This is a genomic window from Sphingopyxis sp. (assembly GCF_016704835.1).
GTDB lineage: Bacteria > Pseudomonadota > Alphaproteobacteria > Sphingomonadales > Sphingomonadaceae > Sphingopyxis.
Genome location: NZ_JADIZJ010000002.1, coordinates 16,560 through 42,019 on the forward strand (window position 1 = coordinate 16,560; position 25,460 = coordinate 42,019).

Here is a 25,460-nt window from a genome sequence, read left to right on the forward strand (position 1 = left end):
GGAGACGCATGCCATGAAACTCTTGACCCCCGCGTTCGAGGCGCAGCTTCGCGCCAATCGTGCCGCCCGGATCGACGCGCTTTCGCGCGGCGAACGCGAGCTGGACCCCAAACCGGTTGTCCGCCTGTTCAGCCCCGTCGGCGCGGCGACCTGGCTCGCGACCGAAATCGACGACGAGGGTATTTTCTTCGGCCTCGCCGATCTCGGTTTCGGCTGCCCCGAACTCGGCAGCTTCGCGCTGTCCGAACTCGAGTCCGTCCGCCTGCCTTTCGGCCTCACCATCGAACGCGACCTCCACTTCACGGCAAGCCACCCGCTATCGGCTTATGCCGAAGCGGCGCGGCGTGCGGGATCGATCGTGCTGGGGGAGCAAAGGCTCCGCCGCGCGGCCGAGCGGCTTTCGGGGCGCGGCTGACGCCCCTGGCCGCCTTCCGGGACCGCAACGCGCGGCCCCGGGAGGAAGAGGGGGGCTGGCGCCTTCGTGACGGGTCCAGGAGCCGGGAGAGTGTCTCGCGGCGGCCCGTCATGGAGAAAGCCCATGGCCAGACAGGCCCCGAAACTCATCCTCAGCCCGTCGCGCGACATCCCGTTCGACCGGCTGTTTCTCTCCCAGTCCAATGTCCGGCGAGTGAAAGCCGGCGTGTCGGTCGAGGCGCTCGCCGAGGATATCGACCGGCGAACCCTGCTCCAGAGCCTCAACGTCCGGCCCGAACGCGACGCCTCGGGAAAGGAAACCGGCCGCTATGAAATACCGGCCGGGGGACGGCGCTATCGCGCGCTCGAACTGCTGGTCAAGCGCAGGCGTCTCGCGAAGGATGCGCCGATCCCTGTGTCGTGCGCGCGGCGGACAGCGAAATTCTCGCCGAGGACGACAGTTTCGCCGAAAACGCCATGCGCGAGAGCCTCCATCCGCTCGACCAGTTTCGCGCGATGCAGGCGATGGTCGACAAGGGCGACGATGTCGAGGCGATCGCGGCGCATCATTTCACCACCCCCGCGGTCGTGCGCCAGCGGCTGAAGCTCGCCGCGGTGTCACCGAAGCTCCATGACATCTACGCCGACGACGGCATGACGCTCGACCAGTTGATGGCCTTCACCGTCGCCGACGATCATCAGCGCCAAGAGGAGCTCTGGGCGCAGCTCGATCACAGTTTCAACAAGAGCCCCGGCTTCATCCGCCAGAAACTCACCGAGGACAGCGTGCGGGTCACCGACAAGCGCGCAGCGTTCGTCGGCGTCGATACCTATGTCACGGCAGGCGGCGGCGTGGTGCGCGACTTGTTTGAGGCCGACGGAGGCGGCTGGCTCACCGACCCGGCGCTGCTCGACCGGCTGGTCGACGAAAGATTGAAAGCTGAAGGCGAGCGCATTCTCGCCGAGGGCTGGAAATGGGTGACCACCTCGATCGACCTGCCGTGGGACGCGACGCGCGACCTGCGCGCGATCGACCGCACGGAGGTCCCGATGACCGACGATGAACAGGCCCGCGTCGCCGCACTCGAGGCTGAAAGCGAGGCGCTTTGCGAGCAATGGTCCGAGGTGCCGGAGGTGCCCGCCGAAGTGCATGCGCGGATCGATGCGATCGACGCCGAACTCGGCGCGCTCGTCGACCGCCCGCTCGTCTTCGATCCCGCCGAGATGGGACGCGCCGGCGCCTTCGTCTCGATCGACCGCGACGGGTCGGTGCGGGTCGAGCGCGGGTTCGTGCGGACTGAGGATGAGCTGGAGCGGGAATTGGCCGAGGGCGCGGCTGCTCCGGAAGCGAAAGCAGGAGGCGAAGGGTCCGGGCTGCGTGGCGGGGGAGATGGCGATCACGTCATACCGCCTGTGGACAGCGATGGCGGAGACAGATCCGATGCGCTGCGTCCGCTTCCCGATCGCCTCGTGTCGGATCTCACCGCATGGCGCACACTCGCGCTCCAGGACGCCTTTGCCCAGGATCCGGCCATTGCCTTCGCCGCAGTGCTCCATGCTCTCGTTCTCGGCTGTTTCTATTCCGCTACCCGCGAAAGCTGCGTCGAGATCGCGCCGAACCGCGTCTATTTCAGCAACGCGCCGACGAACCTGCGCGATTGCGCGCCGGCGCAGGCGATCGACGCGCGCGCGTCGGCATGGAAAGAGCGGCTTCCGCAGGACGACAAGGAGCTTTGGGACTTTCTGCTGACCCTCGACGGCGAGGAGCAGGCGAAACTCCTCGCGCATTGCACCTCGCTCTGCGTCAACGCCCAGGCCGAGATCGTTCCCAAATATGACAATGGTCGTATCTCGGCGCACGGCGTTGCGCGCCGGATTGCGCACAGCGATGTGCTGGCGCGGGCGGTTGGGCTTGACCTCGTTGCGGCGGGCTGGCGGCCGACGGTCGAGGGCTATTTCCGCTCGGTGACGAAACCGCGGATCCTCGCCGACGTCGCCGAGGCGCGCGGGCCGCAATTTGCCGAGATGATCGATCATCTCAAGAAGGCCGACATGGCGCGCGAGGCGGAGCGTCTGCTGAATGATGCAGCATGGCTTCCGGGGCCGATGCGCACGCCGGGGCTCGATGATGCTGAGCACGTCGACGCGGGGGCGATGCCGCCGATGGCGAATTGCCTGCTTTCCTTGCCGAGGATGCAGTCGAACTGGACGACGCGAACGACGCTGAACTGCCTGTCGCGGCCGAATAATCGGCTTCCGCCCATAACTCACATTCGAAGCTCGGACCCGGCAGCGATGCCGGGCCGAGCCCTTTTTTGGAGACCTGACATGAATAATGCAAATCCCATTCGCCGCTCGAACGATGGAGGCTGTCATGGCTGATCGCGTTCCCGCATCGATCCAGATCGGCGGCGAAATCTCTGCCGCAGTTTTCGCAGAGCTGCTCCATATCATCGCCTTTGAGGGCCTGTCGCCCGAATGGGGCGGCGAGCCCTTCGACGCTCAAAGCCGCGTCGTGGGCCAGCCGCTCGCGCTGTTCGACGAGAGCTGCGCCTGGGGCAAGATCGACAATCTCGAGGCCTTCTGCGTCGAGAAGTGTCTGCCCTTTGTCCGTTGGTCGGGCAGCTATCCCGGCGAATGGTCGCCCGAGCGGCTCGTCTACCGGGGCTCGGGTACGGTCGACAGCTATATGATCGATGAAAGCGACCGGGTCCTGCTTGATCGCCGTCTGCTCGTCGATCTCGGCTCGATCGAGGCCGCGATGGCCTATTTCGACGCTGCGGATTTCGAAGTGCCGCCTCTGGTCGTCGAGGGCGATCCGCCGCCGGTGCCGGCGGCGGCGGAAAGCGCTGCCGCACCGGAGGAGGTGAGCCATGGCTGACTATTTTTCCCAGACCGTTATCCGTCCGGATATCCCGCGCACTGCGATGACCGCGCTCGAATATAAGGTTCTCGGCCAGATATTCGATCATGAGGATGTCGGCGACGATGTCTATTTCTGCGCCGGCCATGGTCCGAACGATCTGCTGTTCCTGGACCTCGCGGAGGTGAAGGCGCTGCTCACCGAAGATGAGGGTGTCGCAAGCGGCCTTGCCGATCTCGTCCGGCAGGAGATTGCCAAATGCGATGCCGACGATGCCGAGCTCGAACTCGATATGTCAGCGATCGGCTTCGAGGGCATTTTCCAGGACATCGTTCAGCGGTCGGCGCTCGATTATGTCGAGGTCGAAGCCGCATGGACCTGTTCGAAGATGCGACCCGACGGTTTCGGCGGCGCCGCGACGCTGATCACGGCGGACGAAATCGAATCGGTCTCGACGGCGGGATGGCTCGAAGAGGCCATCGCCCGCCTGTCCGGCGACGCCCCCGGCTGACGCCTGTCCAGACCATCGTTCACCGACTGCGAAAGCCCGGCCCGCGCGCCGGGCTTTCGTCTTTTCGGGCCCTTGACGCGAGAGGAAGATCCCATGCCCTCGATTATCGAAACGACCGTTTATTGCCTTGATGAACTGCCCGAGGCCGCAAAGGAGAAGGCGCGCGCCTGGTATCGCGAAGGCGGTTTCGACTATGACTGGTTCGAATCTGTCTATGAGGATTTTGAGCGCGTCTGCGACATATTGGGGTCCGTCTCGACACGACCCCGGTGCGCCTCTTCGGCGGCGGGACGCGCCGGAAGCCCCGCATCTGGTTTTCCGGCTTCTGGAGCCAGGGCGACGGGGCCTGTTTCGAAGGCGATTACAGTTACGCCAAGGGCGCATCGGCGGCGATCCGCCGCTACGCGCCCAAGGATGGCGAACTTCATCGCATCGCCGATGCCCTTGGTTCGATTCAGCGCCGCAATTTCTATCAGCTCCGCGCGCGCATTGGCCATCGCGGTCGCTATTATCACGAATATAGCATGGACATTGCGGTCGAGCGCGACAGCCCCGTCGTCCAGGATATGACGGCTGACGCCGAGGACGATGTGAAGGAGGCACTGCGCGACCTGGCGCGCTGGCTCTACGGGCGGCTCGAGAACGAATATGAGCATCTGACGTCGGACGAGGCCGTCGAGGAGATGATCCGTCTCAACGAATATGGCTTCACCGAGGACGGGGTTCGCTTCGGTTGAGAGGGAGAGGTGGGGCCGGGAAGGGGGAACCCCCGGATCCTGGAGAGAGCAGCGGGCGGTTCATTCCTGCCCCGCTCTCTCAAGGATTTCAGCCATGCATATGACCTTCCCCGATGCGGCGGCGCGCGGCGCGGCGACCGCTCCTTCCAGCTCGGTCGCGCCAGCTTCCGGCGCCTGCTCGATGCCGCTCAGGCGCTTCAGCCTCTACTCGAGACGGGCCAACCCTTCTCCACGGCCCAGCTTCGCGAGGCGATGGCACGCGCCTTCGGCGCGACCGATGCTGAGGGCGCGTGGGACTGGAAGACGGCCTATGACGCGTGCGAGGCGGCGCAGATCCTGCTGCTTCGTCGCTATGGCCGCGCGCTCGTGGCGCGCGGCCGCTCGCCGAAAAGCCAGCTCGCGACATGGGAACGGCTGGCCGCGCGCATCCCGACGCAAACGCGCCGCTCGGAGGAAGGCCAGTCCCTCCAGCAATTTTCGACGCCCTTGCCGCTCGCCTTTGTGACGGCGCACGCGGCCTCGATCCATGCCGGCGACCGCGTGCTCGAACCTTCGGCCGGGACGGGCATGCTCGCGATCCACGCCGAACTTGCCGGGGCCGCGCTCGCGCTCAACGAGTTGGCCAGCGGTCGCGCCGAACTTCTCGAGCTGCTGTTTCCCGCCGTGCAAATCACGCGCCATGATGGCGCGTCGATCGACGACCGTCTCGACGCTGCTTTCGTCCCCGACGTCGTCCTCATGAACCCGCCTTTCTCCGCCACGGCGCACGTCGACCGCCCGATGCGAGGAACCGCACTTCGCCATATCGCCTCCGCGCTAGCGCGGCTCCGCGACGGCGGGCGGCTGGTCGCGATCGTCGGGGCGAATTGCGCGCCCGAGGCGGCCGCCTTCCGCGCCGGCTTTGTCCGATTACAGGAGCAGGCGACGATCCTGTTTTCGGCCGCGATCGCCGGAAAGTCTATGCCAAACATGGGACGACGACGGCGACGCGCCTGCTTGTTATCGACAAGGTGCCTGCAGCCGATCCATCCTGCTGCCAGCCAGCCATGGGAAGCACCCGACCTGGCGACGCTGCTGGCTTGGGTGACCAGCCATGTGCCGCCGCGACCTGCCCCGCCGGCCCCTGCGCCAGCGGCAACTCCGTTCCTCCGCGGCGCATCGACTGCTCTCAGTCCCCTTGCCAAGGGATCCGTGCGACCAGAGAAGTCCGCGTGCGTCGCTGCGGGCGAGCTGGTCTATGAGACGATCGCGTGGTCGCCGCCCATCGGTCAGCTCGGCGAGGCGATCTACGAGCCCTATGTGCTTCAGTCCTTGCGCATTGCGGGGGCGTCACCCCATCCGACCGCGCTGGTCCAGTCGGCGGCGATGGCGTCGGTCGCGCCGCCGCGCCCGTTCTATCGTCCGCATCTTCCCGAAAATCTCGCTGCCGACGGTCTCCTGTCCGACGCCCAGCTTGAGTCGGTCATCTATGCGGGCGAGGCCCATGCCGGCCATCTGTCCGGCGCGTGGACCGTCGACGAGACGTGGGACGTGGTGAGTGCCGCGAGCGAGGACAATGAGGCGGCGGTCCAGTTCCGGCGCGGCTGGTTCCTCGGCGACGGGACCGGCGCGGGCAAGGGCCGCCAGGTCGCGGGGATCATTCTCGACAACTGGTTGAAGGGCCGCCGCCGCGCGCTTTGGATCTCGAAGTCGGACAAGCTGCTCGAGGATGCGCAGCGCGACTGGTCGGCGCTCGGGCAGGAGCGCCTGCTTGTCACGCCGCTGTCGCGCTTCCGTCAGGGCACGGCGGTCCGGCTCGCCGAAGGCATCCTGTTCACCACCTATGCGACGCTTCGCTCGCAGGGCCGCGAAGGCAAGGCGAGCCGCATCGAGCAGATCATCGAATGGCTCGGGCCTGACTTCGATGGCGCGATCATCTTCGACGAAGCGCATGCGATGGCTAATGCGGCGGGCGGCAAGGGCGAGCGCGGCGACCAGAAGCCGTCGCAGCAGGGGCGGGCGGGGCTGCGGCTTCAGCACGCGCTTCCCGACGCGCGCATTGTCTATGTCTCCGCCACGGGGGCGACGACGGTGCAGAATCTCGCCTATGCGCAGCGGCTCGGCCTGTGGGGCGGGAACGACTTTCCGTTCGCTTCGCGCAGCGAGTTCGTCGCCGCGATCGAGCAGGGCGGCGTGGCGGCGATGGAGGTGCTTGCGCGCGATTTGAAGGCGCTCGGCCTTTACGCGTCGCGCTCGCTGTCGTTCGACGGGGTCGAATATGAGCTGCTCGAGCATCGGCTGACCGACGAACAAAGGCGGATTTACGACAGCTATGCCGGCGCCTTCCAGGTCATCCACAACAATCTCGCCGCCGCGATGGAGGCGGCCGGGGTGACGAGCGCCGAGCATGGCACGCTCAATGCGCAGGCGAAATCGGCGGCGCGATCGGCATTCGAGAGCACCAAGCAGCGCTTCTTCAATCATCTCATCACCGCGATGCAGACCCCGAGCGGCATCGCCAGCATCGTGCGCGACCTCGAAGCTGGCCATGCGTCGGTGGTCCAGATCGTCTCGACCGGCGAGGCGTTGCAGGAACGGCGCCTCGCCGAGATCCCGGCGGACGAGTGGGGCGACGTGTCGGTCGACATCACCCCGCGCGAATATGTGCTCGACTATCTCGCGCACGGCTTTCCGGTCCAATTGTTCGAGCCCTGCACCGACGGCGAGGGCAATCTTGCTTCGCGGCCCGCCTATGACGAGGCCGGCAACCCGATCGTCAGCCGCGAGGCCTGCCGGAGGCGCGACGCGATGATCGAGAAGCTCGCCGCGTTGCCGCCGGTGCCGGGCGCGCTCGATCAGATCGTCCAGCATTTCGGGACCGACCTGGTCGCCGAGGTCACGGGGCGCTCGCGCCGCATTGTCCCGCGGGTGGGGGAAGGCGGCGACGTCCGCTTCGCGGTCGAGAACCGCCCCGGCAGCGCGAACATCGGCGAGACCCACGCCTTCATGGACGACGAGAAGCGCATCCTTGTCTTCTCGGAGGCCGGGGGAACGGGCCGCTCCTATCATGCCGATCTCGGCGCGAAGAACCAGAGGCGGCGCATCCATTATCTGCTCGAGGCGGGATGGAAGGCCGATGCCGCGATCCAGGGCTTCGGCCGGACAAACCGCACGAACCAGAAGCAGCCGCCGATGTTTCGTCCGGTGTCGACCGACGTCAAGGCCCAGAAGCGCTTCATCTCGACGATCGCGCGGCGGCTCGATTCAATGGGCGCGATCACGCGCGGCCAGCGTCAGACGGGCGGGCAGAATATGTTCCGGCCCGAGGATAATCTGGAATCCTTCTATGCCCGCGACGCACTGCGCCAACTCTATGTGCTGATCGCGGGCGCCAAGGTCGAAGGCTGCTCGCTTTGCACCTTCGAGAGCGCGACCGGATTGTCCTTGCTCGACGTCGACGGCTGTCTGCGCGAGGAACTGCCGCCGATCACCACCTTTCTCAATCGCATGCTCGCGCTCACGATCGACCTGCAGAACATCCTGTTCGATGCTTTCGAGGGTCTGCTCGTGCATCGCATCGAGGCGGCGGTTGCTGCGGGAACCTATGAGATCGGCCTCGAAACCCTGCGCGCCGAGAGCTTCGCGGTGAACGCGCGGCAGACGATCTACACCCATCCCGGCACCGGGGCGGCGACGCAGCTTCTGACGATCGAGCGCAAGGAGCGGGTACTACCGCTCGACCTTGACGATGCATTGGCGCTCGTCCGCGAGCGCGGCGGCGAACTGCTTGTGAACCAGCGCTCGCAGCGCGCCGCGGTGAAGCTCGGGGCGCGCAGCGTGATCGATGACGACGGCGCAGTCCACCGGCGCGTGCGGCTCCATCGGCCCCTCGAGGCCAGCCACATGCTGCTCGCCGATTTTGTCATGAGCCATTGGCAGCCTGCCGACCGCGATCAGTTCGCCGATGTCTGGAAGGCCGAACTGGCGGACATTCCCGATTACGAGACGTCGACCCTGCACATGGTGTCGGGCTTACTGCTGCCGATCTGGCGCCAGCTTCCCAAGGAATCGTCACGCGTCTACCGGCTCCAGACCGACGAGGGCGAACGCATCATCGGGCGCAAGGTCTCGCCGGGCTGGGTCGCATCGGTGATCCGCGACACGCCGTGCGACCTCCCAAAAGACGAAGCGTGGCAACTTCTGCAGAGGGGCGAGGCTGTCTTTCACCTTGCGGACGGCCAGATGCTGCGCCGCGTTCGCGCCATGAACGACTGGCGGATCGAGCTTTCCGGCTTCAACGATCTTGGTGTTGACCGGCTGAAGGCATTTGGCTTGATTTCCGAAATCGTCTCGTGGCAACTGAAGCTCTACGTGCCGGCAGGGGCTGCTGGCGCCGACGTGTTCGCGCGGCTGGTGGATCGATTTCCGATCCAGCGGATCGCGGATCGCAAGGCCGCCTGAAGGAGCCCCGCCATGGAAAGTCCGGTCCGTGAACTTGCGCGTCGTCTCGGTGAAAATGCCGAGGCGGTGTGCCGCCACTATCTCTCGAACGGTCGCCGCGAAGGCCATTATTGGATGGTCGGCGATAAGGGCAATGCGCCTGGGCGCAGTCTTTATCTGCGTCTGGTCGACGGCGATGGTCGCCGCACGGCGGGCAAATGGACCGATGCCGCAACAGGCGAACGGGGCGACCTGCTCGACATCATCGCCGCCAACTGCGCGCATAGGAACCTCGCTGAAACGCTCGCCGAGGCGCGGCGATTTCTGAGCTTGCCTCCATCCGACGCGGGCACGCAGGGGCCGCGTCCGCGTCCGCGCCGGGCGCCCGCTGGCAGCCCGGAGGCGGCAGCGCGGCTTTGGGCGGCGTCGAAGCCCATCGCTGGGACACCCGTGCGCACCTATCTGGCGGGCCGTGCGCTTCGGCACGTCGGCGATGTGCCCGCGCTGCGATGCCACCCGCATTGCTACTATCGCCGGTCCGAGGAGGATGGCCCGTCGGTCAAACCGGCCTATCCGGCGATGATCGCCGCGGTGACCGACCTCGGCGGCTCGCTCATGGGCGTCCATCGCACATGGCTCGATCCGCACCGATCGACCAAGGCGCCCGTTGCTTATCCGCGGCGCGCGATGGGACATTTGCTGGGTCATGGCGTCCGCTTCGGGCTGGCGGATGAGGTGATGGCGTTTGGCGAGGGCGTCGAAACCATGCTCACGCTGCGCGAAATCGCCCCGGCACTACCGCTCATCGCCGGGCTGTCGGCCGCCCATCTCGCGGCGCTGGAATTTCCTGCGCCGCTTCGCCGCCTCTATGTTGCCCGCGAACGGGATGCAGCCGGACGCGCTGCATTCGCCGCTCTTGCCGAGCGAGCCGTCCAGCTAGGGATCGATATCCTGCCGCTCGATCCGGCCCTCGACGATCTGAACAGCGATCTGATGCAGATTGGCCGCTCGCAGCTTGCCGCTTCGATCGCCCCGCAGATGCACGTCGTCGATGCCGAGCGGATGCTCGATGCAGCCTGATCGCGCCTGGCGCCAGCGGCGCAACGCCTCCAGCAGCGCGGCGGCGAATTGGGACGTCGCAATCGCGCGCGCCATCCTCATGATGCCCGAAATCCCATAGTTGTTTCGGAAAGCGGTGTGTCACCTCGCCGCGGGGATCGGATCAAGCCGGTCCGGGAAGGGGAAGCCCGATCAGCCTGTTCTCGGGAGGCCGCGCCTCGGCCTTCGCTGGAGGGCGACTGCGGCAGCGTGCGCGGGCCGTGCAATGGCTCTGCTCGCGGCTATTTTCCGCCGGGGCTGGCGCCCCTTTGCATCGCGAAACAAAATAGCCGCGAGCCCGCCATCCTTCGCTGGCGCTTCGGCCGCGCGGGGTGCCGCGCGGTGCGAACCCGCACCCGCCGCCGCCGAGGCGTCGCCGCGAAGGCCGCGAGAGGCGCGGCCCCAGACAAGAGAAATGACATGATCGACCTGTCAGACCTTCCCGAACGCGGCGAACCGCAGCAACCCGGCGCCAGCGCCTACCTCCTCCAGGAAATGCAGCTTTACGGTCATAGGCCCTATGAGGACGAACCCGACGCACGGCCGCTTCCAGACGACCGGCTCGCTGGCGGCGCCGTCGCCGATATCTTCGACGCATTGGCGGGCTGCCTGGTCGATACCCGCATCGAGCCCGATCTTGAAGATCTGCTCTGGGGCATCGTCAATATCTTTCACCGCGCCGGCGAACGGATCGAGCGCGAGCTCGACCGCAACGAACAGGCGCAGCGCGAACTCCAGCGCGAGCAGGATGGAAGCGAAATTCGCTCGGTCGAACTCGAGCGCGCGATCGCCGAGGGCATCACGATGATCGAGCGGCGCGACACGATGGAATTTTTCCGCGAATGCGCCGCCGAGCAGTTCCGCATCCATGCCCGCAAGGCCTGGACCCCGCGCACTGGGTCGCGCGTCCGTCACAAGACGATGACCGCGGCGATGATCGACAGCCGCGACTTCATGGACAAACGCCTCCGCGAAAAGGCCCAGGCCCTGATCCCCGAGGGAACGCGCATCGCCTTCAGCGGCGGACCGGCGTGCAACGATCACCGCCACATCTGGTCGGCGCTCGACAAGGTTCATGCGCGTCATGCCGACATGGTGCTGATGCATGGTGCGACGCCAACCGGCGCCGAGCGCGCTGCGGCCTGCTGGGCCGATGCGCGCGGCGTGCCGCAGGTCGCTTTCCGGCCCGACTGGAACCGGCACAAGAAAGCGGCGCCGTTCAAGCGCAACGAGCGGCTGATCGATGCGATGCCCGCCGGGCTGGTCGTCTTTTCGGGCACCGGCATCCAGGACAATCTTGTCGACAAGGCGCGGGCGTTCGGCATTCCGGTCTGGGATTTTCGGCTCAAGGAAGCCTGAGTTGTCGATTTGGATCTGACGGCGCTTGCCATCCGGCGAGCAGGATTACAGGATGAAAATCAATGAAAACCGATCTCGATCATCTTCCGGCGAACAAGCAGCGCGAGCTCGAACGTGTGAAGGCGATCATCTTCGAAGAATTCGAGGATGCGATCGCGCTCGGCACCATGGGCTGGAAAAAGAAGGGTCGGATCGACAAGGTCATCCTCTACGGCAGCTATGCGCGCGGTGGCTGGGTCGACGAGCCGCACACCGCAAAGGGCTATCGTTCGGACTTCGATCTCCTGATCATCGTCAACGACAAGCGGTTGACCGACAAGATCGACTTCTGGTCGAAGCTCGACGACCGGCTGACCCGCGAGCTTGCGATCGACAAGACGCTGCACACGCCGGTCAACTTCATCGTCCACACGCTGCAGGAAGTGAACGATGGGCTGGCTCACGGCCGCTATTTCTTCATGGACGTCGCGGGCGACGGGATCGCGCTCTACGAATATGACGACAAGGAATTGCACAAGCCGAAGCCCAAGACGCCCGAGCAGGCGCTGGCGATGGCGCAGGAATATTTCGACGAGTGGTTTCCGCTCGCCATGCAGCGGTTCGAGCTGTCCAAGATGGGCCGCGAAAAAGGGTTTCTGAAGCCCGCCGCGTTTGACCTCCATCAGAGCAGTGAGTTTCTCTATCATTGCGTGCTCTTGGTCTGCAATTTTTACACGCCCCACGTCCACAACCTGGGATTTTTGCGCACGCAAGCCGAGCGATTAAACATGCGGCTTGTCGATGTTTGGCCGCGCGAGGTGAAGGCAGACCGCGCGCGCTTCGAGAAGCTCAAGGAAGCCTATGTGAAGGCTCGCTACTCCAAACATTATCGAATCAGCGAAGAAGAATTGCTCTGGCTGGCTGGACGCGTGGAGGAGCTGGGCCGCGCCGTGCATGCCATCTGCTCTGAACGGATAGCGAACCTTGAAGAAGCTGTGCAGGCTCCGGAGTAGACCCGGCACATGCGCGTTCGTGACTTCTTCCTTCTCGTCGCCGTGTGCCTGATCTGGGCATTCAACAATGTCCTGAGCAAGATTATAGTAACGGACTGGGCGGTCCCGCCGCTTTTCTATGCGGCGCTACGCTTTGCGGTCGTCGCGATGGTCATGTGGCCATGGTTGCTGCCGATGCCGCGGCCGGCATGGCGGATTGTTGCCATCGCCCTGTGCCTGGGCGGCGGAAGCTTTTCACTACTTTTCGTCGGTTTGCAGACTGTCTCACCTTCTGAGGCCGCGATTATTCTGCAGCTCGGTGTCCCCTTTACCATGCTGCTCTCGGTGCTGGTGCTCGGCGAGCGTATCTACTAGCGCCGCGGACTGGGCATCGCGCTGACATTGGTCGGCGTGCTGATCGTGACCTGGCGGCCCGGTGGACTTTCGCTTTCGACGGGGCTCTGGTTCGTCGCCGCCAGCGCCTTCGCCGGCGCCGCTGGCGCGGTGCTGATGAAGCAGGTTGATGGCGTCAAACCGTTCCGCTTTCAGGCCTGGGTGGGACTGGTGTCGGCGACCGTTCTGACACTCGCTTCGATCTTGCTTGAAGACGGTCAATGGACGGCGGCGACGACCACTGGACGGCCGCTTGTCGCCGCTGTCGTATTCACGGCGCTGATCGTGTCGGTCGGTGCGCACTCCGTCTATTACCACCTCATCGACCGCTATGAAGCGAACTTGCTCGCACCGCTGACATTGATGACGCCGCTCGCGACGATCGGGCTCGGTGTGCTGATCACCCACGATCATTTCGATATGCGGATGGCTATCGGCGGCGGGCTGGCAATGCTCGGTGCGTTGATCGTGGCGCTGCGGCGCAAACCAGCGACGAAATTGCTTGTCGAACGGGAGCTGCGATAGTCGGGGAAATTCGATCCGCATCGCGCGTATGGTGAAGAGTTGCTGCGACGGTCGTTAACCGATGGCGGGGGGGGGGGGGCGATGCAAGATACGTGTCAGAACTCTGGCTAAAGTGATTTTGTGTTGCGCCAATGCATCAGTCACGCGTAATTCCGTTACGGAATACTGATTTCGATGGCGTGCATTTTTTGCTGCTGTATGCGCCCCGATGCGACCCAAAAGGAGGGCTCCTCCATTCAACTTTGGCGGCCTTTTAGGCCGCCTTTTTTGTATGTCGGCTTTGCGCCTGTTTGTCGCTGTCCAAGTGAAAGAAGCGCGGATCCGAAAGCGGTCATTCATGGACTCGGCCCAATTGGCTATTGGCTGGCACTCCGTTTCTCGGCAATTCTAGCGCGATGCGCGTTTACCACTTCGTCAACTGCGAATACGGTCTCCAGGACATCGCCCGAAGGCGGTTGAAAGTCGCGACTCTCGCTGACGTGAATGACCCGTTCGAGATGCTTTCGTTGAACCTGAAAGATAGTGGTCTCCGCGCCACCTTGGGCAAGGCCCGAAAGGAATTCGGTGAGCGGCGGGGCATGCTGTGCTTCAGCCGAGGCTGGCGCAACCCGGTTCAGTGGAGCCACTATGCAGACCATCACCGCGGGTTGTGCCTGGGCTTCGACGTGCCTGACCGGCTGCTGCGGGATGTGCAGTACCGGAAGTCCCGCGCCGCCGTCGATGCCACCGTCATCGATGCGCCCGGGTTCGACATGGGATCATTCGTGCTGAAAGCGCTGGACGTGAAGTTTGTCCATTGGACCTACGAGGATGAAGTGCGCATGATCGTCGACCTCGAAACCTATGATGATGCGTGCCGGATCTGGTATCGCGGCTTCGATGGCGACCTAGTCCTGCGGGAGGTCATCGTAGGCGCCGACTGCCCCGCGACGCGCGCTCAGGTCGCAGAGGCGCTTGGCGATGGGGCGCGGGGGGTTGTAGCGCACAAGGCGCGCCTGGCATTCGGGACGTATCGCGTAGTTACGCAGCGGAGGGAGGATCTGTGGCAGTAATGGGTGGTTCGGAAGGCGAGGCGAGGGCCGAGGGCGATGGCGTTCCCGTCGTCTTGGATCTTCCTAACGATGAACTCGGCGCTGCGGCTGAAGGGCTTTTCATCTATCTTTGCCCGCGCGCGCTTATCGTCTGTAACAAGAGTGACCGCGACCGTTCGGGATGGGATTTCGTCGTGGACCTGCCTATGCAGGACGGCATCCTGGACCAGCGCAGCAAGACGACCTGTCATGTCCAGCTAAAGGCCACGAAGTCGGTCGGGACTGGCAATGTCCAACTGCGATTGTCCGCCGCGGACTTGCTTGCGAAAAGCCCGCTTCCCGCGGTCATCATCGTCTTCAGGATGAGGCCCGATGGCACGCCGATCAGGGGCTATGTCGTCCATCTTCTCGGCGCGCCGCTTGAGAAACTGCTCCGCAGGTTGAGGCACGAGCAATTCATCGGAAACCGCGATATCAACCGACAGTCGATCTCCTTCGACTACCGCAAGCTCGGCCACCCCTTTGAGGTAACGCCGCAGGGCCTTCGCGCAGCGATCGAACGGGCATGCGGCCCAGATCCTGCCGCCTATTCAGCCGAGAAGCTCGGCCAGCTCGCGGAACTGGGTTACGGTGATGACCGCATCGTCGGCGACGTCTTCTTCAGACCGGACAGCGACGAGCAGCTGACCCGCGTCGTGCTCGGCATGGTTCCGCTGAAGCCGTTGGCTATTCAGGCCTTCGACAATCGCTTCGATATGCCGGTGCCCTATGATCACGACATGCTGAACGCGGTTGAGGAGATCATGCTTTCGCCTCCCTCAGCCGGTGGTTGCGAGATCGTGGTGACCGGCGCGCCACTGACCCCGCCTGCTACCTTCCACGCCGAGATATTCTTCGCGCCTCCCTTCGACGCGCGCCTGCGGATGCTCATCCGTCACGCCGACTTCAGCTTCCTGTTCCATGAGCGCGAGGCGGATTTCGAGACCAAGGGCATCTTCGAGCAGGGCGGCCGGACGCTCGACGACCTCGTGATGCTGCTCCGCGCAATGGCCAACCTCGCCTCGGGCGAAGGTGCAATCGTAATGAGCGGTGACGACGGTCGCTTTGGCCCGATCAAACTGCCTATGAGCAATGTGCTAACCGGCCCCGACGTCGAGGACCTGCCGGCGCTTTACAAGATCGCCTCCGATTGGCGGCGGTTGCTTGAACTGGCCGGCGTGCGATCCAAGGCCTCCCTCGCGATTGGTGACCTGTGGGACAGCCGCTGGATCCAGCTGGCTGCGGATCTGCTTCTTCGGGCAAAGCCAGAGGCTCGGTTCGCATTCGACACGGATACAATCGCGGGGATGGGGGCGCCTTAAAGGCGATCTACTTCAACAGTGCCGAGCTCGCGGGCGACGGCATTAGCTACGGCGTTGAGATTGAACTTCAGCCCACCACGCGTGATCAGCGCGTCTACAGTTCGGTATCCTTTCGACCAATTGACGTGCGGCCGATGGTCCCCGATCTCTATGAGTACATGGAGGAGCTTGCATCACGATATGAGCATCCAATCATGATTCACCCCGATCACCTGCGGGAGGTCGGTCCGGAGCGGCTTGAGGTCGCCGAAGCCGTAGGTAACGGATCGGATTCTGGTCGGGAAACGCCGCTCCCTAGCCGTCAATGACCTCAACGGTTCCGGTTTATCGGCTTGATGGACCGCGGACGCCCTGAGCTCGCAACTTACACTTCGCACCTTCTACCCGGGTGGCTTCGTCGATTTGCTGGCGAGAACTTCGATGAACTTCTCTGCAATATCGAGATCATAGGAATTCAACCCGTCCAGATGCTTTTGGAGCTTCTGCGCAGCCACGGACGTGCCCACATCCTCGCTGCGCCCGAGCAGATAGTCGGTCGTAACATCGAGCGCGTCGGCGAGCCTCAGCAGATTGTCGAAAGATGGTTTGCGACCGCCACCTTCGAAATGCGAGATCGAACTTGCCGGGAGGCCAGTTTTTTTTGCTAGGTCGCCTTGGCTGATTTTCCTTGCATCACGGGCACTTGCAAGCCGGGCCCGGAAAATCTCACCTGATCCGCTGTTATCGGTCATGGCGATTTCGCGATGAATATATTGACATAAACGACATGTTTCCTATTTTAGCGTTATCGACACGATCATCATGTCGAAAACGTCAACAAGGCGCAAGTGCCTTCGTATGGAGAAATGTTGTGACGAACGAGAATTCCATGTCTGGGCGCTTTGCGATCACGATCGACGGCGTCGAACATCTGCTGAGCGACCCACTGGTCAAGGGCCGCGACCTGCTCGAAATCGCGGGCCGTATCCCGGTCGACGAGCATCTGCTCTTCTATCGCCAGGGCGACGGGTTGCTCGAAGACATCAACCTCGCTGAAGAAATCGACCTTCGCGCGAGCGGCAAGGAAGAGTTCAGCTCGGTGAAGGCCGACCGCCTCTTCTTCCTTGTCGTCGACGGGCGCCGTTTCCCTTGGGGTAAGGATGAGATCAGCGGCGCGGAACTCCGCGTTCTCGCGCTAGTGCCGGCGGCTAAGGATATCTTTTTCGACCCGAAGGGCGGCAGGGACGACCTCGTCGAGGATACCGAGAGCGTCACCCTCAAGGGCAAGGAGGTCGAGCACTTCTACACTGCCGACCGCTCGGACGAACCGCGTTACGTCAATGTTGACCTCAACGGGGACAAGGTCCGGATCCTCGCCGGCGACTATACGACCGAAACGTTGAAGGACGCGCTCGGCGTATCGGCTGATCTCGACCTCGACGTCGTCGACAAGCAGGGCAGCTTCCGCACCCTGCAGCCCGGCGAGGCGATCCGCGTGATCGCCCGCATGAAGTTCGTCAGCCACGTTCGCCAGGGCGGCTCCTCGTGAATGCCGAAGATCAGTTCGACCGCATCAAGGCCATCTACCCGGATGCGGTCGCGCTGGTCGAAGGTGGCCGTACCTTCGTCCATCTGCCCGGGCTGGTGATCGCGACGCGGGCGGGACCGGTGACGCGCGATGCGCTGCTCTGCCCTCACGAGCATAGCGGCTATAAGACGCGGCTCTTCCTTAACGCCGCCGTTCCCGGTCATCTCGCAAACTGGACCCAGCACAATCTCTTCACCCGGAACTGGTTTTGCTGGTCCTGGAACTACATCGAGGCAGAACAGCCATGGACTTCCATCCTTGCAAATCATCTGGCGGCCTTCCGGTGAACGTCCATTTCAAGATCCGCGCCCCGCTTCTCGACGCCATTCGAGGCGACTTGAGGCGGCGTCACGCCTTCGCATATGAGCGCGTTGGCTGGATTTCGGCGGGCGTGTCGCGCATCGGCGATGGCAGCCTATTTCTCCTCGCGCAGGATTATCACCCGGTCGAGGACGCCGACTATATCGACGACCCGAGCGTCGGCGCGATGATGGGGTCAAAGGCAATCCGCAAGGCGCTGCAGCGCAGCTACCAGTCGCGGACTGCGGCGCTGCACGTCCATATGCACGAACATCGCGGCCGTCCCGGGTTCAGCGGCACTGACATTCGCGAGAATGCGAAGTTCGTGCCCGACTTCTTCAACGTCGCCGCACATGTACCGCATGGCGCGATCGTGCTGAGCGCCGACAATATAGCGGGAGACCTCTGGCTTGCGCGTGGTCAGGGACCGCTCCCCATTGCCCGGTTCACCGCGGTCGGCGCCACCCTCTGGATGGAAGGAGCGATGTCATGAGCCGCTATGACCGGCAGGATTTTCTGGGGCCGGACAGCGACGCCCGGCTCCGCGCCGTGACGATCGGCATCGTCGGCCTCGGCGGCGGCGGTTCGCATGTGGTGCAGCAGCTCGCCCATCTGGGAATCGGGGGCTTCGTCTGCGTCGATCCCGATATCGTCGAGGACAGCAATCTCAACCGCCTCGTCGGTGCAACCGCCGCCGACGCCGAGAACGCGACGCCGAAAGCGGATGTCGCCGAACGAATGGTGCGCGGGCTCGTCGCGGCGCCGCGTTTCCTTGCTCTTGCATGCAGGTGGCAGGATGCAACCGAGGCGCTCGCCGAATGCGACATCATCGTCGGCGGCGTCGATTCCTACCGCGAACGGAGCGAACTCGAAGCCTTCTGCCGCCGGATGATGATCCCCTGTATCGATATGGGCATGGACGTTCACGACCTCGGCGATCAATTCGCGATCGGCGGCCAGGTCATCCTGTCTTCCCCGGGCGGGCCATGCCTCTGGTGCCTTGGCGTTCTCACCGACGCGCGGCTTGAGCAAGAGGCGCAGAAATATGGCGCCGCCGGCGGCAAACCGCAGGTGGTCTGGCCGAACGGCGTGCTGGCGTCGTTTGCCGTGGGCCTCGTCATGCAACTGCTGCTGCCGTGGATGCGCGAACCCGTCGCCAGCGTCTACCTCGAATATGATGGCAATCGTCATCAGGTCGCGACAAGCAATCGCTTAAAGGCGGTCGCCGGGCAAACATGTCGGCACCATGGCGCATGCGAGACCGGTGACCCGCTGTTCGATGTTCGACGTCCGGCGCCGGCAAGGCAGTCAGAAACGGAACGGGAGGAGACGCGCGTGGCGCCGACCAGCGGATCGTGGTGGCGCCGCCTGTTAAGCCAGCTTGGCGTCCGAATCTGACCCGGCGTCCGGCACTTCGCACTGGTCGAAGTCGGGCCAATTGCGGACCTTGGGCAGGAAGGGTTCGGCTTCGTCGGTCGTCCGGAAAATGAGGTTATAAGTCTGGGTCGGGCTGTCGGCGTCAAACGTCCAGAACATCGAAAGCCCGGGCACCTGGACGATCAGCATGCTCTCGCCGAACTTGCTGCCTGTCGCGTCGACGACGACATGGGCACGCACCTTCCGCTGGCACTGGTCGAAACCGCGAAGATCGTCGGGAAGCGAGAATTCGGTCACCCACACGTAGCGTGGATATTGGTGTCGGAAGATTTCGAACTTGAAGATATCGGGAAGCCGATTGCGGAGCGTCCTGCCCTTATAACGCCAGCCATAGGTAAGATAGGTCCGCGCCACGAGTCTTGAAGGCGAAACCGCAAAAAAGGAGGGATCGACGGCGATCGCCTTGCCGAGTGCAGCACTGCCTTCGCCGGCGCGCATGCGGGCGAGTTCGCGATACTCTTCGATGCGCTCGACGCAGCTCGCAAGAAAGTCGCGGCTCAGTGTTTCGGCAACTTCGCCGGTCATGAACACCTTCCCGGGCAGCGGCGTCACTGAATAAACCGCATCCTCTTCGAGCGTCCACGGATAGGCACCGGGCGCGCCCGCCTCCAGCGCGTCGTCCTTGTAGACCGGCAGGCGGCAGACCGGCCCCCTCTGGTCGTCGGCGACGATGAGATGCGAAATCAGTTCGGCCGAGGTCGGGTCATCGGGCAGGTCGTCATCGCCGCGTTCGCGCATCACCCGGCCGATGGCAACGACAGCATGGCCGACCGTCGCGCCGTCCCGGCCCTTTAGCCCGATCAGCACTGGGATGCCGGAATCGAGATAACGACCAATCACCTCATGCAGAGGCTTGATGCCGACCCCTTGTTCGACCGCGGCCTTGCCGAGATCGAAGACCGGATGACGGTCCATCGCCCGTAGCGCCCGGATTATGTTGTCGGGCCTCAGGAACTCCGATCCGGCGGGAAGTGAGCGGGTCACGAAATTGTCTGTGGGCTTCAGCGCCGCATCATTGATGTCAGGCATCGAGAACCAGGGTCCGCCATGCGCGCGATGGAAATGGCGTCCTGCCATCCAGATTGCCGCCTGCGCGCAGGCGCCGACGCGTGTGTCTTGCTGGGTGAGCGGGAATCCCGTGACAGTAAGGTCAGCCCCCACGAGGTGAACGGGATAATCCGCCGTTACGTCGATGATCGTCGAGGGGTCGGAAGCAATCGCAGCTGCCGAGATTACCGCCGCTGCAACCGGCGCGTGGGAAACGGGGCGCAGCACCACAAAGCCAAGATAGTCGTCGTCATGTGAAGCGACCTCGCGCGACAGGCCTTCGGGGCTATCGACCTTGCCGAGATACGAAAGGTCACACCCGAAGAAGTGGAGACGCTGGCAATATTTGAGATAGGGATGGAATAGGGTCGAATAGAAGGCCGAATAGGCGGCGGAGAAGTCGCGGTCGATATAGGCCCGCTCGAGGAGATAGGCCTTCGCACCCGCCTCCCTGTAATCGCGTAGCAATTGTTGCAGCAGCGCGGACTCGTCGGCCCCCACCAATTCGGCCAATTCAGTCCAGTCGTCTTCGCCGAGCAGGGGTCCTACCTGGATTTGAGCCTGCATTCAGCGATTGCCTCCCGATCAGCCGCGGTTCGCGCCGACGACGAAATTTCCGAGTCGCTGTTCTGCCGCGAGCGTCAGCTCTTCGAGCCGTTCGATTTCTTCGACGGCCTTCTTCGATGGTCGAAGATTGAAGTGCTTGAATTCCTTGCGATTGGAAATCTCTACACGTCCGTAGGTATTGTCCGCGAGTAACTTTATACCATTTTTCATGGGTCCTCCTCGCGAATCGAACGCGCCCTGCCGGGCCGGCAGGGCGCAATGATTCGCTTTCGCTACGAAACACAGGGCGAGTCGGCAATGAATATCGCCGCCGTTTAGCCCCAAAACTGCAGTATTCCTTAAAGGCCGCACGACTTTCTGCGAACCGGTTGGGAATTTCTGTTCCGAATCCAGTTGGATGTCGGCGATCATTGGCCGTTCACCTTGGCTTCGATTTTCTCGGTGGTTGCGATGATTTCGTCGAAGGCTGGAGCCTTGCCGAAGATCATTGCCTCGGTTGCGGCATAGTCGCGCCGCAGCGCCTCGCGCATCGCCTTGGCCGGCGCGAGGCTGAAACTTCCTTTCGCCGCTGAGGCGAGGTCGAAGTCGGGTCGATTGAAGAACATGCGGGCATGACGCACGCAGTCGGCGCCAAGTTCATCCTTCTCCATCGCTTCGCGGCCAAGCGTGGTATCCGCAAGGCAGTGAAGGTCATAATAGTGGCGCGATATACGCTGGCCCTCATTCTTGAGGACGCCTCGGCGATCGAACCAACTGCGCAGCCCGTGCGCGATGACGATCTTGTCCCAGAAGGTCCGCTCGGCGTCGATCGTCGTTACTTCGGCAACCGCGAGATCTAGATCCGGCAACTCTTCGGCGACATAGGGCGTGACCGTGGCTTTGCCGTTCGGATCGAGCGCCGATTTGGCACCAGATTCGATGCGGACGGCTGGCTTGATATAGCTCGCTTCGTCATGTTCGAGCGACGGATACCAGACTAGCAGGGTCTGGGAGTCGCGGTCGGCCTTGTCGATCTCTACGCGTCCCGCGCCGTTCGTGGCCTCGGCGAGGCGCGCCGCGATATCGGTCTGGAGAGGACCGGTGATATAAGTGCTGCAGGCGTCCCGGATGGCGTCGAGTCTCGCTTCACGCTTTTTGCCCGACAACGCTTCGAGCTCGTCGACGCTCGCGGCTTCGCCGAGATCGTCCCTGTATATGGTGACGTCGATATCCTCGGAAAAGCGCTTGATGAGGCCGTGCGCCTTCGAAAGCGAGGTGCCGCCCTTGAAGAGCAGCCGTGGCTGGTCGGCGCTGCGCTCATGATAGAGCTGGTCCAGCGTCCAGCAGACCCAGAAATCCTTCTCGACATTGCCGAGCGGCGTGCCAAGCCGGTTCGCGGCCGACAGGAACAGGTCCCGGCGATCGGCTTCTCTCGACCCGATGATCTGCTGGTAGCCGGCGCGGGTCACGCGCGCCGCACCTTGGCCGGCGTGACGAGTTCGCGGAGGAAGTCCTGCATCCAGATCGGAAGTGCGGCGAGGCCGTCCTTCAAGTCCTTGCGAAGGGTCCGGCCGTGCCTTGGGTCCAACAATATCGCGGAGAGCGCGTCATAGACGCGAGTGCGCTCCTCTTCGCTGCGGTCGATCACATCCTTGAGCCAATAGAGTGCTTGCACGATTCGCATTGCAGGGCGGCCAGCCCAATAGAGGCGGCTCGGAGCGGCGTGCTTGAAGGTGATTTCTTGGTTGCCGAGCGTGATCGGTTTCAGCCGCGCATCCACCAAGACCTCGATCCGCGCCGGCACAGCCGTCGTCAGGCCGAGGTCGTTAGCGGCTGTCATGCCGTCGACAACCATGCGGGCTTGGTCCCGGCGAATGACCGCCTCGATGACCGCGCGATAATCGGGGACCGAGGGCTTGCCCGTAAGTTCGTTGTGGACGGGGCGATCGTAGAGCCCTCGATCGATGCGGCGGAGTTCGCCAGCCTTGGTCAGACGCTGTAAATTCTTGTCGATGACCTGCCGGTTGCCGAGGTCGCTGAAGTCTGCCGGGGTCCATGCTTGGCCCAGCTTTCGCTTTACTCGGCGCATGATGTTCCTGCCCACATCATCGTCGGCTCCGGACGATTTCCCCATCATGTCCGAAGCATGATACATTTTTCGGACAATGTCTATTTTAATTTGTCCGAAGCATGTCACTTCGTTCGGACGGCAATGTCCGAACCATGATGTAAACTTCAGACAGCTATGTCCGAAGCATGTTGCACTCTTCGGACAGACAGAATGGCGCCGCGCCCAGCCTGTGGACCTTCAGCAGGAAGCCTCAAATCCTCTACTGCAAAAACCGGATTCCATTCGCACGGATTATGTGAGATTCAGCTTCACGAAAATTCGGTTGTCTAATCGATTTCGAGACGGGGCAAAGCAGAACGACAATGGCTGATCACAGCGCAATAGAGTGGACCGACGCTACGTGGAACCCCGTCACAGGTTGCACGAAGATCACCGCTGGATGCGATAACTGCTATGCCGCGCGCTTCTCCGAGCGGTTCCGTGGAGTGCCGGGCCATCCCTTCGAAAACGGGTTTGACCTGACCCTCCGGCCCGAGCGCTTGGATCAGCCACTGCGCTGGCGCCGTGGACGGATGATTTTCGTAAACTCGATGAGCGATCTCTTCCATAAGGCCATACCGACATCCTTCATCGATCGGATATTCGACACGATGGAGGCGGCCAATTGGCACACGTACCAGGTCCTGACCAAGCGGAGCCCGAGGCTCCGGGACTATATGAATGGCCGCTATGCCGACAGAAGCCCGCCCGCGCACATATGGGTAGGCGTATCCGTCGAAGACCAGAAAGGCGCGGCGCGGGTTGCCCATCTTCGTGCGGCCAAATCCGCAGTCCGCTTTCTATCGGTGGAACCTCTCATAGGCTCTGTAGGCCCTATTGACCTGAAGGACATACACTGGGTCATAGCGGGCGGAGAAAGCGGTCCCAATGCCCGCGTGATGCGGATCGAGTGGGCACGGGAGATACGCGACGCGTGCCGAGAACAGCGCGTGCCTTTCTTCTTCAAACAATGGGGCGGATTTCGACCAAAGTCTGGCGGACGGGAGCTTGATGGCCGCGAGTGGAGTGAGTGGCCCCGCCTGACGCGGGCGGCCGGCTAAATGCTCGATCCGCGCTGGTACGATGGTCGGGAACAGGCGCTGGTGAAGCACACGTTCCTCGATACCTATATGCCGGCCCAAATTCCCAAGATCGTCAGCTGGGCAAACGAATTCACCTATGTCGATCTCTTTGCCGGACCGTGGCAGTCAAAGAGCGGCGATTATTCGGACACATCGTTTGGAATTGCCCTCCGCAGGATGACGGAAGCCAAAGCGAAGCAGGCGGAACTCGGCCGTAAAGTGACCATGGTGGCTCACCTCGTTGAGAAAGATCCCGCTAATTTTGCAGAGCTAATCGACGCCGTAAAGCGCTTTCCCGACGTTGAAATACATTGTCACCCGGGTCAGGCCGAGGATCACGCATCCGCAATCGCGACCGCCATTCCTGCGAGAGCCTTCCGGTTCGTCGTCATAGACCCCAAAGGTGTTCCCGACGTTCGGAAGTTTCGATGCTTGATCTCGCCGGATCGAACGGAAGTTCTCATGAATTTCATGTTCCAATTCGCAAACCGCTTTGCGGGATCACAGGATCGGATGCCGACACTCGAAGGATGGCTCGGCGATCTGCAAGAAAATGGCGGTTGGAGAGCGGAGTTCGCTGAACTGCGCGGATCCGAAAGAGAAGCGGCCATTTCCGAGCGCGCCCGCCAAGCGTTGCGGCGCATGGGGGACTATAAATTCGCGCCGGCGTTAACCGTCGACGAGACGGCGGTCGATCGGCCCTTGTACAAGCTCATTTACCTGACTCGGCACCCAGCCGGCATCAAGGTGTTCCGTGACGCACACAGAAAGTCTCTCGAGACCCAAGCGACCTACAAATCGGCGAAAAAGGCGGAGACGCGGAGGGTTGCAAGCGGAATGAACGACATGTTTGCTGGCCAATCTGCCATGGAACCGGGCGAGCGAAGCGCTCGCGAAATATCCCAAGGCGAGGCGGCCGCGCGGTCAACGATGCTTCAAATCCTGTCGGAGAGCTCGGCCGATTTGAAATGGAAAGATGTCTGGCCGCGTGTGTTGGATCTTTGCGCGGTTACTTACGGCGCCCTCGGTGACATAGCTAACGACTTAAGGAAGCGCGGGCTCATAATTGTCCCTGCGTGGAGCGGCGACGTGTTGAGGCGCCCGAAGGATGATTTCTCTATCAAAATTGCTCCACACCTCGCGCCTTAAGGAGCGGCGTCCCCTTTTCATCCCAGGAAACTAAAACCTGTCGGTCTGCTTGCGGCCAGTTCTGCTTTTCCTACCGCTCGGCTTTGCCTGCGGTCGGCACTTGGTGGATCATCGCGGCGTCGATCATGGCTCGATAGATTCTTCCGACTTCATCTTTGCTAACGTGGCCAGCCTCGAGCGCTGCGGCGCTGATCATCGTCATGTCGGGTTCGCGAAGAGCCATGATCGCGGCCTGTGCCTCCGGCAAATAGTCTTCCCAAAGCGACTTGCCATCCATCCGCGCATTGGGTGGATTTGCATCCAACTCGCAAAGTGCGCGGGCGACTCGTTCTAGGCCGGAGGTCATGACGCGAGAATAACATAGAACGTCGACCTGATATGGGGGGATTTCGGTGTTTCTCACGATCAAATCGAGTCGATCCCGTGGTCCGACATCGGTGACTTTCCAAAAACTCGGTCCCTCTCTACAGCCGCCTAATGGCTAGACGCTCAACCATTGCAGAACGTGTCGAGGCGCTCGTCCGGCGAATGGATGGGGCG

The 25,460-nt window shown here is 62.9% G+C and carries 24 protein-coding genes and 2 pseudogenes; 20 read left to right on the forward strand and 6 right to left on the reverse strand.

What is annotated here, in order from left to right:
* The first annotated feature begins 13 nt into the window (after positions 1-13).
* From IPF76_RS07780 to IPF76_RS07840, 14 genes and pseudogenes are all read left to right on the forward strand, one after another.
* Positions 14-415 carry a DUF2958 domain-containing protein gene (locus tag IPF76_RS07780; protein WP_293842102.1) on the forward strand — a complete coding sequence of 134 codons (402 nt, stop codon included), beginning with the start codon at positions 14-16 and terminating at the stop codon, positions 413-415.
* Positions 416-538: 123 nt separating this feature from the next.
* Positions 539-733: pseudogene (locus IPF76_RS20735) on the forward strand (hypothetical protein); the annotation flags it as partial.
* A gap of 101 nt (positions 734-834) precedes the next feature.
* On the forward strand, positions 835-2,796 hold the full coding sequence (locus IPF76_RS07785; protein ID WP_366499421.1) for a chromosome partitioning protein ParB: 1,962 nt from the start codon (positions 835-837) through the stop codon (positions 2,794-2,796).
* A complete protein-coding gene (locus tag IPF76_RS07790; RefSeq protein WP_293842105.1) occupies positions 2,789-3,295 on the forward strand; it encodes a hypothetical protein in 507 nt (168 codons plus the stop codon). The genes IPF76_RS07785 and IPF76_RS07790 overlap by 8 nt, the downstream gene beginning before the upstream one ends.
* A complete protein-coding gene (locus tag IPF76_RS07795; RefSeq protein WP_293842108.1) occupies positions 3,288-3,788 on the forward strand; it encodes a hypothetical protein in 501 nt (166 codons plus the stop codon). Before IPF76_RS07790 ends, IPF76_RS07795 begins: the two co-directional genes overlap by 8 nt.
* Before the next feature lie 93 nt (positions 3,789-3,881).
* Positions 3,882-4,525, forward strand: a pseudogene (locus IPF76_RS07800) (antitoxin of toxin-antitoxin stability system).
* Positions 4,526-4,777: 252 nt separating this feature from the next.
* Positions 4,778-8,965 (forward strand): strawberry notch-like NTP hydrolase domain-containing protein, encoded by a 4,188-nt coding sequence (locus IPF76_RS07805; protein WP_366499319.1) that lies wholly within the window; start codon positions 4,778-4,780, stop codon positions 8,963-8,965.
* Positions 8,966-8,977: 12 nt separating this feature from the next.
* The gene (locus IPF76_RS07810; RefSeq protein ID WP_293842111.1) at positions 8,978-10,024 is read left to right on the forward strand and encodes a toprim domain-containing protein; all 1,047 of its coding nucleotides are present in this window, start codon (positions 8,978-8,980) and stop codon (positions 10,022-10,024) included.
* A gap of 438 nt (positions 10,025-10,462) precedes the next feature.
* A complete protein-coding gene (locus tag IPF76_RS07815) occupies positions 10,463-11,401 on the forward strand; it encodes a DUF2493 domain-containing protein (protein WP_037557223.1) in 939 nt (312 codons plus the stop codon).
* A 62-nt stretch (positions 11,402-11,463) separates the two neighbouring features.
* Positions 11,464-12,393, forward strand: a complete 930-nt coding sequence (locus IPF76_RS07820; protein ID WP_037557222.1) for a HEPN domain-containing protein — start codon at positions 11,464-11,466, stop codon at positions 12,391-12,393.
* 9 nt (positions 12,394-12,402) lie between these two features.
* The gene (locus tag IPF76_RS07825; RefSeq protein ID WP_197411479.1) at positions 12,403-12,747 is read left to right on the forward strand and encodes a DMT family transporter; all 345 of its coding nucleotides are present in this window, start codon (positions 12,403-12,405) and stop codon (positions 12,745-12,747) included.
* 45 nt (positions 12,748-12,792) lie between these two features.
* Entirely contained in the window at positions 12,793-13,290 is a 498-nt protein-coding gene (locus IPF76_RS07830) for a DMT family transporter (protein ID WP_293842121.1), read from the forward strand.
* A gap of 395 nt (positions 13,291-13,685) precedes the next feature.
* Positions 13,686-14,342 (forward strand): DUF2971 domain-containing protein, encoded by a 657-nt coding sequence (locus tag IPF76_RS07835; RefSeq protein ID WP_037557221.1) that lies wholly within the window; start codon positions 13,686-13,688, stop codon positions 14,340-14,342.
* Positions 14,333-15,682: a hypothetical protein gene (locus tag IPF76_RS07840; RefSeq protein ID WP_293842124.1), complete on the forward strand. Its 1,350-nt coding sequence runs from the start codon at positions 14,333-14,335 to the stop codon at positions 15,680-15,682. Before IPF76_RS07835 ends, IPF76_RS07840 begins: the two co-directional genes overlap by 10 nt.
* A gap of 380 nt (positions 15,683-16,062) precedes the next feature.
* Here the strand turns inward: IPF76_RS07840 and IPF76_RS07845 are convergent, their stop codons facing one another.
* Complete coding sequence (locus tag IPF76_RS07845) at positions 16,063-16,413, reverse strand: helix-turn-helix transcriptional regulator (protein WP_037557219.1); 351 nt, start codon at positions 16,411-16,413, stop codon at positions 16,063-16,065.
* 137 nt (positions 16,414-16,550) lie between these two features.
* On the opposite strand from IPF76_RS07845, the gene IPF76_RS07850 reads away from it, so the two are divergent.
* Genes IPF76_RS07850 through IPF76_RS07865 form a run of 4 tightly spaced genes read left to right on the forward strand, consistent with a single transcriptional unit; the run spans position 16,551 to position 18,947 of the window.
* Positions 16,551-17,210, forward strand: a complete 660-nt coding sequence (locus IPF76_RS07850; RefSeq protein WP_052182452.1) for a multiubiquitin domain-containing protein — start codon at positions 16,551-16,553, stop codon at positions 17,208-17,210.
* The gene (locus IPF76_RS07855; protein WP_037557218.1) at positions 17,207-17,536 is read left to right on the forward strand and encodes a hypothetical protein; all 330 of its coding nucleotides are present in this window, start codon (positions 17,207-17,209) and stop codon (positions 17,534-17,536) included. The genes IPF76_RS07850 and IPF76_RS07855 overlap by 4 nt, the downstream gene beginning before the upstream one ends.
* On the forward strand, positions 17,533-18,042 hold the full coding sequence (locus IPF76_RS07860) for a hypothetical protein (RefSeq protein ID WP_037557217.1): 510 nt from the start codon (positions 17,533-17,535) through the stop codon (positions 18,040-18,042). Before IPF76_RS07855 ends, IPF76_RS07860 begins: the two co-directional genes overlap by 4 nt.
* Positions 18,039-18,947: a ThiF family adenylyltransferase gene (locus IPF76_RS07865; RefSeq protein WP_293842131.1), complete on the forward strand. Its 909-nt coding sequence runs from the start codon at positions 18,039-18,041 to the stop codon at positions 18,945-18,947. The genes IPF76_RS07860 and IPF76_RS07865 overlap by 4 nt, the downstream gene beginning before the upstream one ends.
* Here IPF76_RS07865 and IPF76_RS07870 read toward each other — a convergent pair.
* From IPF76_RS07870 to IPF76_RS07885, 4 genes are read right to left on the reverse strand one after another with little or no spacing between them, the layout of a single operon-like run.
* Positions 18,921-20,600 (reverse strand): hypothetical protein, encoded by a 1,680-nt coding sequence (locus IPF76_RS07870; RefSeq protein ID WP_052182451.1) that lies wholly within the window; start codon positions 20,598-20,600, stop codon positions 18,921-18,923. The two genes, IPF76_RS07865 and IPF76_RS07870, sit on opposite strands and share 27 nt — an antisense overlap.
* Positions 20,601-20,618: 18 nt before the next feature.
* Positions 20,619-21,011 carry a hypothetical protein gene (locus IPF76_RS07875; RefSeq protein WP_137752010.1) on the reverse strand — a complete coding sequence of 131 codons (393 nt, stop codon included), beginning with the start codon at positions 21,009-21,011 and terminating at the stop codon, positions 20,619-20,621.
* Complete coding sequence (locus IPF76_RS07880; protein ID WP_052182450.1) at positions 21,008-22,048, reverse strand: nucleotidyl transferase AbiEii/AbiGii toxin family protein; 1,041 nt, start codon at positions 22,046-22,048, stop codon at positions 21,008-21,010. The genes IPF76_RS07875 and IPF76_RS07880 overlap by 4 nt, the downstream gene beginning before the upstream one ends.
* Entirely contained in the window at positions 22,045-22,716 is a 672-nt protein-coding gene (locus tag IPF76_RS07885) for a DUF6088 family protein (RefSeq protein WP_037557226.1), read from the reverse strand. The genes IPF76_RS07880 and IPF76_RS07885 overlap by 4 nt, the downstream gene beginning before the upstream one ends.
* A gap of 296 nt (positions 22,717-23,012) precedes the next feature.
* On the opposite strand from IPF76_RS07885, the gene IPF76_RS07890 reads away from it, so the two are divergent.
* Both IPF76_RS07890 and tcmP read left to right on the forward strand, forming a co-directional pair.
* Complete coding sequence (locus IPF76_RS07890) at positions 23,013-23,750, forward strand: phage Gp37/Gp68 family protein (RefSeq protein ID WP_037557212.1); 738 nt, start codon at positions 23,013-23,015, stop codon at positions 23,748-23,750.
* Positions 23,751-24,920, forward strand: coding sequence for a three-Cys-motif partner protein TcmP (gene tcmP / locus IPF76_RS07895; RefSeq protein ID WP_037557210.1), 1,170 nt, complete (start codon positions 23,751-23,753; stop codon positions 24,918-24,920). It begins immediately after the preceding gene.
* Between the two features lie 70 nt (positions 24,921-24,990).
* On the opposite strand, the gene IPF76_RS07900 is transcribed toward tcmP, so the two are convergent.
* Positions 24,991-25,323, reverse strand: coding sequence for a hypothetical protein (locus IPF76_RS07900; protein WP_156419709.1), 333 nt, complete (start codon positions 25,321-25,323; stop codon positions 24,991-24,993).
* Between the last annotated feature and the right edge of the window lie 137 nt (positions 25,324-25,460).

Bases quoted from the DNA above. Each gene is read 5' to 3' on its own strand.
- IPF76_RS07780 (WP_293842102.1), top strand. From the start codon at position 14: ATGAAACTCTTGACCCCCGCGTTCGAGGCGCAGCTTCGCGCCAATCGT.
- IPF76_RS07790 (WP_293842105.1), top strand. From the start codon at position 2,789: ATGGCTGATCGCGTTCCCGCATCGATCCAGATCGGCGGCGAAATCTCT.
- IPF76_RS07795 (WP_293842108.1), top strand. From the start codon at position 3,288: ATGGCTGACTATTTTTCCCAGACCGTTATCCGTCCGGATATCCCGCGC.
- IPF76_RS07805 (WP_366499319.1), top strand. From the start codon at position 4,778: ATGGCACGCGCCTTCGGCGCGACCGATGCTGAGGGCGCGTGGGACTGG.
- IPF76_RS07810 (WP_293842111.1), top strand. From the start codon at position 8,978: ATGGAAAGTCCGGTCCGTGAACTTGCGCGTCGTCTCGGTGAAAATGCC.
- IPF76_RS07815 (WP_037557223.1), top strand. From the start codon at position 10,463: ATGATCGACCTGTCAGACCTTCCCGAACGCGGCGAACCGCAGCAACCC.
- IPF76_RS07820 (WP_037557222.1), top strand. From the start codon at position 11,464: ATGAAAACCGATCTCGATCATCTTCCGGCGAACAAGCAGCGCGAGCTC.
- IPF76_RS07825 (WP_197411479.1), top strand. From the start codon at position 12,403: ATGCGCGTTCGTGACTTCTTCCTTCTCGTCGCCGTGTGCCTGATCTGG.
- IPF76_RS07835 (WP_037557221.1), top strand. From the start codon at position 13,686: ATGCGCGTTTACCACTTCGTCAACTGCGAATACGGTCTCCAGGACATC.
- IPF76_RS07845 (WP_037557219.1), bottom strand. From the start codon at position 16,413: ATGACCGATAACAGCGGATCAGGTGAGATTTTCCGGGCCCGGCTTGCA.
- IPF76_RS07850 (WP_052182452.1), top strand. From the start codon at position 16,551: ATGTCTGGGCGCTTTGCGATCACGATCGACGGCGTCGAACATCTGCTG.
- IPF76_RS07865 (WP_293842131.1), top strand. From the start codon at position 18,039: ATGAGCCGCTATGACCGGCAGGATTTTCTGGGGCCGGACAGCGACGCC.
- IPF76_RS07870 (WP_052182451.1), bottom strand. From the start codon at position 20,600: ATGCAGGCTCAAATCCAGGTAGGACCCCTGCTCGGCGAAGACGACTGG.
- IPF76_RS07875 (WP_137752010.1), bottom strand. From the start codon at position 21,011: ATGATCGCCGACATCCAACTGGATTCGGAACAGAAATTCCCAACCGGT.
- IPF76_RS07885 (WP_037557226.1), bottom strand. From the start codon at position 22,716: ATGATGGGGAAATCGTCCGGAGCCGACGATGATGTGGGCAGGAACATC.
- IPF76_RS07890 (WP_037557212.1), top strand. From the start codon at position 23,013: ATGGCTGATCACAGCGCAATAGAGTGGACCGACGCTACGTGGAACCCC.
- tcmP (WP_037557210.1), top strand. From the start codon at position 23,751: ATGCTCGATCCGCGCTGGTACGATGGTCGGGAACAGGCGCTGGTGAAG.